Annotated in this window: 3 protein-coding genes; all 3 read left to right on the top strand. The window is 60.6% G+C overall.

The features are described 5' to 3' along the window. Positions 1 to 129 precede the first annotated feature (129 nt). The 3 genes from ITP53_RS55065 (at position 130) to ITP53_RS55055 (ending at position 1,754) form a co-directional block, all read left to right on the top strand. Positions 130 to 402: a Shedu anti-phage system protein SduA domain-containing protein gene (locus ITP53_RS55065; protein WP_236052246.1), complete on the top strand. Its 273-nt coding sequence runs from the start codon at positions 130 to 132 to the stop codon at positions 400 to 402. A 218-nt stretch (positions 403 to 620) separates the two neighbouring features. After that, positions 621 to 1,220 (top strand): NUDIX hydrolase, encoded by a 600-nt coding sequence (locus ITP53_RS55060; protein ID WP_328818932.1) that lies wholly within the window; start codon positions 621 to 623, stop codon positions 1,218 to 1,220. 18 nt (positions 1,221 to 1,238) lie between these two features. Beyond that, complete coding sequence (locus ITP53_RS55055; protein WP_207757761.1) at positions 1,239 to 1,754, top strand: hypothetical protein; 516 nt, start codon at positions 1,239 to 1,241, stop codon at positions 1,752 to 1,754. Positions 1,755 to 1,953 lie beyond the last annotated feature (199 nt).

The following is a 1,953-nucleotide window of genomic DNA, read 5'->3' as shown; positions in this document are numbered from 1 at the left end:
TCATCAAGCACCATCTCAAGCGCCTGCAATACCGGCCCGACCTGCTCAACGCCATCATCGCCCAGACCGAACTGATCCTCGAACCCGAACCGCCGTAACGCGAGAAGCCAGCCTTTCAACCTCTGTACATTGAGTGGTGCAGTTTCACAAGTACTGCATTATCGCAAAACAATGGCCCGAGAGTATTATCGCCATAGAGCGCAAGACGCCGAATGGGAATCGGCAGAACCATCATGCATCGTGATAGCAGGCAACGCCATCAAAGAGCTCGATTCAACAGCCAAGCGTGAGTCTTTCGAACTATATCGAAGCGCCCTGTCTGGCGTAACGATAATCACCTTCGATGAGCTATTTCATCGCATTAAGCAGATCACCACGGCTATAAGCAGCTTCTCACTGTGAACCCTCTGAAAATCTCATGGAACCACGTGATGTGGCGGCGGGTGTTCTCGGCCACCTTCACCTCGTCGCGGTGAGGCACCGGAGACATCTCAACGCGATCTTCGGGAGGTGGCAAGGAGGAACCTCCACCTACTGCACGGAGATGCTGCCGGTATAGCTACCTCGGCTCTCGCTCTGAAGACGTGTACCGCAGATGGGCAAGACGGTAGCGTCGCGGTGTGGCTGATGACGCTGAGCTGACGCGCTGGGTCGTGCACGGAGAACGGCTGATCTACGACAACCGGTGGATTCGGCTGGGGCTGGCCGATGTGGAGATCCCGGGTGGGGAGCGGTTCGAGCATCACGTGGTGCATCTGGATCGGGCTGCGATTGCTGTCGTGCTGGATGAGCAGGATCGGGTCTTGCTGATGTGGCGGCATCGGTTCGTGTTCGATCGGTGGGGGTGGGAGCTTCCCGGCGGGCTGGTCGACGCAGGTGAGGATCCAATCACAACCGCTATCCGGGAAGTCGAGGAGGAGACCGGATACCGGCCGAAGAATGTCGAACACCTGGTGAGCTATCAGCCCATGGCCGGCATGGTGGATGCGGAGCACCTGCTGTTCGTGGCGCGTGGGGCTGACCTGGTGGGCAAGCCTGAGGGTGAGGTGGAGGCCGATCGGATCGAGTGGATTCCGATGGCGGAGGTTCCCTCGATGATTGCCCGCGGTGGCGAGGAGGGAAGGGTCTTCGGCTTCGTAGGCGGCGGCTTTGGCGCGCTCGTAGTGGGTCCAGGCGTCGTTGAGAGCGAGGGTGTTGATGGCCTGCCAGCCGGCCAGTGAGGCGGTTTCGGCGAGCAGGTGGGCGAGTTGGGCGCGGATGCCATGTCGTATCGCGTGGCGGTGGGCGCGTTCGATCTGAGACACCTGGGCACGCATCTTGTCAGCGATAGCTGGACCGCCGAGCTTGCGGTCCAGGAAGCGCAGGTTGTTGGTGTCGGTGTGAAGGATCATGACTGTGGTGGAGTCGATGCTTGTCGCGGCGTCCAGGCGGGTGAGCAACTCGCTCGTCTGTTCCTCGTGCTCGTTGTCGTAGTCGCCGGTGGGAGAGGCCATATCCAGTGGGGCCAGACCCAGGAGCATGCGGGCGTGATCGGGCAGACGCAGGCCGGCGGCTATGCGTTCGATGACGGCGAGTTCTTTGACCGCTCCGTCGCCGTGAATGATCTTGTTGACGCGGGGCTGACCGAGGCCGGTGGCCGTGCCGATGCGGACTTGACTGGCTCCGTATTTTGCTGCAAGGCCGAAAAGTCCGGCGATGTCGCGTTCCCTGAGCATTGCCCGGGTTTGTTCCCGGTCCCAGACAGTCGCGGGTAGCTCGATTGGGTCGAACGCGCCATTTTGCATTGCTGACCTCCGGCTTTCTGATGCCGGGATGATGCATTGCCGTGGGTGGCGTCCCGTGGAGTGGTGTAAATCGTGACGATCAGTGACGGATCTCTGGCATAAAGTGAGCCATCGTGTGACGGTCGAAGGGAGAGGTCTCACGTCCCCCGGAAGGACCGTTCACGATGGC

Source organism: Nonomuraea cypriaca, from assembly GCF_015645445.1.
Classification (GTDB): Bacteria; Actinomycetota; Actinomycetes; order Streptosporangiales; family Streptosporangiaceae; genus Nonomuraea; species Nonomuraea cypriaca.
Note: the sequence above shows the minus strand (reverse complement) of the source record. Positions and strands in the feature narration are given on the sequence as shown.